The sequence below is a fragment of the Microcoleus sp. MON2_D5 genome, assembly GCF_036701905.1.
In the GTDB taxonomy this organism is placed as follows: Bacteria; Cyanobacteriota; Cyanobacteriia; order Cyanobacteriales; family Microcoleaceae; genus Microcoleus.
Map to the genome: position 1 here is coordinate 44,565 of NZ_JAUBRM010000054.1, position 7,251 is coordinate 51,815.

Annotated in this window: 5 protein-coding genes; 2 read left to right on the top strand and 3 right to left on the bottom strand. The window is 42.7% G+C overall.

Annotated elements, in window-relative coordinates; translation table 11 throughout:
* Window positions 1–540 precede the first annotated feature (540 nt).
* The 3 genes from QUA47_RS20145 to QUA47_RS20155 all read right to left on the bottom strand — a co-directional run bounded on the left by QUA47_RS20145 (window position 541) and on the right by QUA47_RS20155 (window position 4,702).
* Window positions 541–828, bottom strand: coding sequence for an RNA recognition motif domain-containing protein (locus QUA47_RS20145; RefSeq protein WP_006632996.1), 288 nt, complete (start codon window positions 826–828; stop codon window positions 541–543).
* A 637-nt stretch (window positions 829–1,465) separates the two neighbouring features.
* On the bottom strand, window positions 1,466–3,031 hold the full coding sequence (locus tag QUA47_RS20150; protein ID WP_333432058.1) for a methyl-accepting chemotaxis protein: 1,566 nt from the start codon (window positions 3,029–3,031) through the stop codon (window positions 1,466–1,468).
* Between the two features lie 1,452 nt (window positions 3,032–4,483).
* Window positions 4,484–4,702, bottom strand: coding sequence for a hypothetical protein (locus QUA47_RS20155; protein WP_006632999.1), 219 nt, complete (start codon window positions 4,700–4,702; stop codon window positions 4,484–4,486).
* 165 nt (window positions 4,703–4,867) lie between these two features.
* Here QUA47_RS20155 and egtC point away from each other — a divergent pair, with 165 nt between their 5' ends.
* Entirely contained in the window at window positions 4,868–5,656 is a 789-nt protein-coding gene (gene egtC, locus QUA47_RS20160; protein WP_333432059.1) for an ergothioneine biosynthesis protein EgtC, read from the top strand.
* The gene (locus tag QUA47_RS20165) at window positions 5,628–6,920 is read left to right on the top strand and encodes an ergothioneine biosynthesis protein EgtB (RefSeq protein WP_333432060.1); all 1,293 of its coding nucleotides are present in this window, start codon (window positions 5,628–5,630) and stop codon (window positions 6,918–6,920) included. Before egtC ends, QUA47_RS20165 begins: the two co-directional genes overlap by 29 nt.
* Window positions 6,921–7,251: the final 331 nt, after the last annotated feature.

The window sequence follows — 7,251 nt, forward strand, 5'->3', positions numbered from 1 at the left end:
TCCAGTAAGTTCCTATATTTGTGATTGACTATAAAAGTCAAGGTTGAATTCCTTTACCATCGTGAAACAGTTAAGACACACTTTTAGGTATAAACCGGGGGACGCAGAGCAGCGAAAACTCTTTAAACAGCTAGAGGTTGAATTAAACCTTAAACCAGTTAAAACAAACTATTCTTTTAGGATTGTTAAGTAGGGTAGGGCATACCCAAACTCTAGGTAAATATCCTAGTACGCTTTTGGAGATAGACCCGCTGGGGTGGCTGCGAATCAGGCTCGTTAATTGGTAGTTTTCTACGGTTAAAAGGTCTGAATATTGCCGAAAGGACGCAACACTTAAAGGTTAGTCGCTGAATTAAGAATCCTCGCACCTTGATAGTCGGGGAGTGTCAAGAATCAAGTGCAGCCCATAAAGAAGCGATATTTTTGTGCAGCGGATTTGACATTGCATCCCCAAAATCAACTGCTGCTTGCAATTCGGCGCTAGTGGCGTACTGGTGCATCAGGTGGGTTTCGAGAGGATGTCAACCGCCGCATCGCGGACTAATATCCGTCGTTTCTCTTGATACCTGCGCCTCGATTTCCCTCTTCTTTCGGTTTAGCTTTGTTCACTCGCAAGGGGCGCCCCATCCACTCTGCACCGTCTAATTCGGCAATTGCAGCGTCTTCTTGGGCATCCTCCATCATCTCAACAAATGCAAAACCGCGCATCCGACCGGTTTCCCTGTCGGTAGGCAAGACAACTCGCTTGACTGTGCCGTATTCTGCAAATACTGCTGTCAGGTCTTCTTCGGTGGCGCGGTAAGACAGATTTCCAATGTAGATAGTCATGTCGATCGAACTGAACTTGTTGTGCTATACATAATAACCTGTTAATTTAACTGTCAAGTGCTATCTACCATACAACTGGGCTATCGACTTTGACTAAAAGGGTTTGCCGCACTGACCAACCCTTGGTACTGGCTGCAATAGTTAGCTTAATCAAAACTCATATCCTCACTCGCCCTGCGGATGAGTGAGAATATGAGTTTTGGGGTGGCGAGGACTCCTACCCCTGAACAATATTTGATTTTAATCAGATCACTGATGGGTGGGCGACGAATCACCAACCATCTTCGGAAACAAAGCGACTAACAAGGTATAATATATTAGGTTGCTTTGGATCGCGAGCGTTGATATAGCGGTTCTCAACTTTCGTGAGGTACTTGGCAGTTAATTACCAATTCCCCAATTCTTCCATTCTTTAATCTACAATTTAAATCTGTACCTCATTCACTTGAGAATTGCTATACACATCTAGACAGGCCTTTGAGGAAACCTACTTCACCTCTCCCCAGCCCTTTCCTAAACGGGGAGATGTCACCTTCAATCCTTGGGCCAAATTTGGAATGGCAAATTGGAAATGAGGAATAGGACACATTTTCTCTCCATCTCTTTAATCCCCAGTTTAGGATATTACTTTTCTCAATTAAACTAAGGATGTGAGATTTAAAGCAGCTTTGTTAAGTGTTTGAGTGCCAATTCGAGTTTGGGTAATACCGCTGGCTGTTTCCGTTGCTCCTTTATTCAGAACATTCATCGCATCTACCACTTGCTCAATAGCGATAGCCTGCTGTTTGGTATTGAGATAAATTTGCTGACTGCTGACAACAACACTGTTAATAGCATTAGCAACATTGCTAAAATTATCCGCCGTACCTTCAGTCAATTTCAGGCTATTATCTAAAGTTTTTTTGCCCTCATCTGTTACCATCACTGTCTTATTAATGGCATTCTTAATATCGTTTACTAAATCATTAATCTGAGCAGACGATTTTTTGCTTTCATCTGCGAGTCGGCGAATTTCCCTCGCCACCACCCCAAACCCCTTTCCTTGTTCTCCGCTGCGTACAGCTTCCACTGTAGCGTTAATTGCCAGCATATTAGTTTGATTAGCCAAATCGCTGACTAAATTGGTAATATTAGCAATCTGATTGGTTTGCTGGCTCAAATGTAAAACTTGCTCGGCGATAGCTCCGACTTTTTGCGTCAAACTCAACATTCCCTGCTGGGTTTTATGCACTACTTTACTGCCTTCTGCTGCCAGGTTTAAGACATTACTGGCATTCTCAAGGGCTGACTCGGCTTGCATAGCTGATTGCCTCGATGATGCGCCCAATTCATCCATTGTGGTAGTTGTTTGATTAACAGAAGCAGCTTGTTGTACAGCAATACGTTCCTGTTGCTCAATTGTCGCAGCGATCTCGGTAGAAGAACTGACAATCATATTAATAATACCTTTCAGGGCTTTATCTAAAGGTTTGGCGATCGCTATGCTTAAAGCTATTCCTAAACTAATCGCTGTTAGCGGTCCAACTGTCATAGCCAATAATACAGCTACTTGAGTATTTCTAATATCATCTTCTGCGGTTTTATAAGCGTCGTCGGCTTGCTTTCTGTTGGATGCAGCTACGGCTAAATTTGCTTTTTCTGCTTTTATAAATTCAATCCGAATTACCTTAGATTGCTGACTAAGTTTATTCAAAAGGTTACTAGCTGTTTTGGCTCTTGCCATTTCTGGCGAATTACTTTTACCTTGATTAATTAGGTTTAGCTGCAAGCCCAAAGGATCCAAAATTCCCACTTTCTCAAATTCTTGATTAATTCGCAGGAGTTCTTGATCTTCCTGCTTCCACTTCTCCCAATACTTAAGCATTTGTTGATATAGTGCGTTTTCATCTGCGGTACGTGGAGTGGCTTCGTATGCTTTAAACCCATCTTGAATCTGCTGCCAAGCCTTGTCCATTCTGTTTAAGGCATCTTGTCTTTCTGTTTGACTGAGTGCCGGATTAATTAGCGCTCTCTCCGATGACTCAATTTGGGTTTGTCCCTCGTTAATTTTCCATAATGCTTCAATACTCGGTAAATTATTTTTACCTATAGTATCTATGTGTTGACTGAGATTAGATGTTGAGTTCCCTCCTACCCAGGCAACTAAAAATACTAAAAGTCCCATAATCAGAAAGGCGCCGATCAGTCTGGTTTGTAAATTCATTTTTCTCAACATACTATTTCTGCTTCCTTCTACTAAAGTTATCCTCGCTGCCATCCTCAACATATCTGGTATATTATAGCTTTTCTCCGGTAGATCAAGTACCTATTAGGATTTTACCTTTGAGATTTTACATTTTAAAATTAGTAATTAATTGATCGGTAACTCCCGATCCTGAAAGTCGCTATCGATTTTGGGTGACGACGCAGTTACGGTAGCTTTTTGGTTGGCATCATGCTGAATTCATTTTTATAAACCCCTTTAGTCTACAGCTTAAAACCTGGCTTTACACAAACCAAGCCTGCCCACGCCAATTATAAAAAGTGGTAAGATTATAATTAAGTTTGGAGTTCAGAGATAAAGCCTTTGTGAGGCAGATGAGGTATCATATTGTTGACTAATTTATAACGGTAAAATATAAAATATAAGATAAATGAACTATAATTCGCTCAAGAGTCACAGCATCACCATAAGTGGAGGAGACGCCCCCTCCACTCACAGCACGTTTGTTTGCCAAGCATTGAAAACATCATACATTACTAGCAATGAAAACTGATTATCTTGATTTTAGACAAGAAATTATCGATGTTTATCATTACGGAAGCAATCTCACAAAAATTCATACCTAACTGTTTTTGGGGAGTTCTCAGTTTTGTAAAAAAATTACTTAAACAGGCTCCTAAAACCAAAAATATTGCTCGGCGAGCTAATTTATGCGCTCGTGCAAAATTAATACCGAACAACTGATAATTTTAGAGCCGATTGAAAATAAAAATGATTCAATCTTGAATAACTTCATTCTTAACTCTTGAATAAAAGATTCAAGGCCGATAAATAAAACGAACAAACCTGTAAAAATATTTTATACAAACAGTATATACAACGCTCACTAAAGTTATAAGATAAGTTAATTTAAGAAGTAAAATGATACAATTAGATTTCAGGCTATTATGCTCCGGAAATCTACCATAACTAAGGGAAAATGCTTGGGTAGTGAGGGAGAATGGTCATAGAAACAGACAAAATAAGTAAAGAAAGTAATCAAGAAAAAGGGCGAAACTAATATACTTGTCGCCCCCTTACCCCGATTTATCATAAGCCTAAAAAATTATAGTCAAAACTTAAAAATGTTTTCAGTTTTATTAACACAACAAATTATTAATAATTAGGAAAGGCGATAGAGTTTGCATTCCGTCAACTTTCTAAGGTCAACTTTCTAAGCAAGATATTGGGAACTACTTTACACACTGCTGTTATTGTACTTTATCTATCTGAGAAAGGCTATACGGGAATCGAAAGTGTCTGTGCAGACTTTCTAGCGGGCACTGAGAAATTAAGTCTAGCCAAGTGTGCAAATCCCGTAAGGGAAAAACGCGAAAAGCCAAACTGTGAAGTTTGGAAGCCCACGCCATAACTGTAATCAGTTTGGCGTTGGGAGGATATTACTGCTTTTCCTTAGTCGATCGAGATTGACTGAGGCCCCGTGCTTTTACCGTTGGTGGGTTCGGCTGGGGGAGTAGTGTAGGAAGTTGAACCAGCTTGCTCGTCGATCCAGCTTTTAACGGGATCTTCGTGAAGGTTGAGTCGAAGCAGGCCAGATAAAAATCCGCCCGCGAAGGCGATCGGCTGTTGGATCAATTCTTGGGCCATTGGGATGAGTTCGTCGAGGAACATTCAAGAGTCTCCTTTTGCTGCAGGGGTTCTACCTTAACTGTATCGTTTGTACTGCGATGCTGGCAGCGGGCTACAAAAAACCTTGTTCCCAGCGCTGAAGATGCCCGCTCGGGCAATTTTTCGGCTAATGATTTACAATGCTAATCACATTGCTGCAAAAATTTTATGTGCCGTTTGCTTGGCTACCTCGGGGAGCCGATTTTACTCGATGCTATTCTGTACAAGCCGGAACATTCCCTAATTGTGCAGAGTTACGAGCCCCGCGAAATGACTTCTGGCGTACTCAATGCTGACGGTTTTGGTCTTGGTTGGTATCACCCGCACCTAGATACTGACCCGTTCACCTATAAAAATGTACAGCCAATTTGGAGCGACGTTAACCTTCCGAGTATCAGTCGATACGTTGAATCCCGATGCGCGATCGGATACGTTCGCAGTGCAACTTCAGGACAAGCTGTAGATTTGAGCAACTGTCAGCCGTTTCAGAACGATCGCCTGCTGTTCGTACACAACGGCTTCGTGAAGAATTTTCGGCAAACTCTTTACAGACCAATTCGCGATCGACTCAGCGATACCATTTATCAATCAATTAACGGCACTACAGATTCAGAGCATATCTTCGGCTTGTTCGTCAATGAATTGACAGCCGCCAATATGACTCTAGAAGCTGCTTTGCAAAACACGCTGAAAACTGTGGCAGAGCTAGCCAACTCTCACCAAGTAGAATTTTCAGCTAATATCATTATCAGCGACGGACACCAGCTCGTTGCCTCTCGCTTTGCTGCCCAAAAAACCCCTCCTTCCCTCTATTGGCTGCGGGACGATTTAAATTTCCCGAATTCTGTCATCATTGCTTCTGAACCTTTATTTGCAGGCAATTGGCACGAGTGCCCAGTCCAGAGCATTATCAGTACCGGAGTAGATCGTGATATCCAAATCTATCCAATCTTGTAGAGAGGCAATATATCGCGATTTGCAGCAGTGTCGGCGCGGCACTTTCAAGCTATTTGCAGACATCGATTATGATACTTTTTGCCGCCAAGCTCATCCTGATTTTAGTCCGGTTGGCTGGCACTTAGGTCACATTGCTTATACTGAGGATTTGTGGCTGTTGCAACGGTGTGCTGGCTTGGAACCTGTCTTTCCTCAGTATCACCAACTGTTTGCTGCTGATATTTTGCCGAAAAAACAACGGGTTTTTCTGCCGACGTTACCTGAAGTTGAATTATATCTGGACGCGGTGAGAAAAAAGGTGTTAGATTATTTGGAAGTAGCGCCGATAGACGAGCAAGAACGTCTCTGGCGGTTTATTATTCAGCACGAAAGCCAGCACTGCGAAACTGTTGCTTTCGTGTTGCAAATGCACAGGAAGAAGGAAGAAGGAAGAGGGAAGAAGGAAGAAGGAAGAGGGAATGAGGAAGGAAGATTAATTTCCAATTACCGATTACCAATTGCAGATTACCAATTAGAAATTACGGATTCCCAGGCGATTGAAATTCCGCGCGGAGAATTTTACATGGGAAGCGATGCTGCTGAGGCTTTGGATAACGAGCGATCGCGCCACCTGTGTTATTTAGAAGCATACTCGATCGATCGCTATCCCGTCACTTGCCGTCAATACGGAGATTTCATGGAATCCGGCGGCTATCAAAACCCTGATTGGTGGTCAGCGGACGGCTGGAAATGGCTGCAAGGCGAAGCCGTCTCTCAACCGCTTTACTGGTCAGAAAATCCAGCTTTCAACAACCATCCAGTCTGCGGCGTGAGTTGGTACGAAGCCGAAGCTTACTGCAACTTTATCGGCAAGCGTTTGCCATCGGAAGCAGAATGGGAAAAAGCTGCGAGTTGGGAGGCCACAAATCAAACATATCGCATCTATCCTTGGGGAGAAGAACCGCCAAACGGCAGCCTGTGCAATCACGGCAATAATATTGCCAATACCTCGCCAGTTGATGCCTTTCCCAAAGGAGCAAGTGCGATCGGCTGCTGCGATATGTTGGGCAATGTTTGGGAGTGGACTGCTTCAACCTTTGACGCCTATCCGGGATTTGAAAGTTATCCTTACAGGGGCTATTCTCAAGTTTATTTTGATGGAGAACACCGGGTTTTGAAAGGGGGGAGTTGGGCGACTTTTCCGCAGGCACTGCGATCGACCTTTCGGAATTGGTACTATCCGGGTGTGCGGCAAATTATTGCTGGTTTTCGGTGCGCTAAGTAGTTCCCTATGTAATGATAACTGCAATCAAATTGGTTCGTAGTGATGACTAAAGTCCTCGCACTTTTCAGATGACTTTAGCCCTCACTACTTGCCTTATAACGCTTATTTTACGGACATCCTATAAATGCCTGGAGAGGGTATTTGCAACGAAATGTGTTTGCGAAATGCCTAATTTTTTTCCATGTAACAAGGTCAAATAAAACAAGTTTGGTTAATTATTTAATAATTTTTGTGGAGAAACTTTAAGTTTTAATCTGGCGGGGTGACAACCCCGCCAAAACCCGGAGCGGGTGAGGGGTTGACCGACTTGTGGTAAAAAAAGATAGGTCAG

Coding starts and splice junctions, on each gene's coding strand:
- QUA47_RS20145 (WP_006632996.1), bottom strand. CDS start 828: ATGACTATCTACATTGGAAATCTGTCTTACCGCGCCACCGAAGAAGAC.
- QUA47_RS20150 (WP_333432058.1), bottom strand. CDS start 3,031: ATGAATTTACAAACCAGACTGATCGGCGCCTTTCTGATTATGGGACTT.
- QUA47_RS20155 (WP_006632999.1), bottom strand. CDS start 4,702: ATGTTCCTCGACGAACTCATCCCAATGGCCCAAGAATTGATCCAACAG.
- egtC (WP_333432059.1), top strand. CDS start 4,868: ATGTGCCGTTTGCTTGGCTACCTCGGGGAGCCGATTTTACTCGATGCT.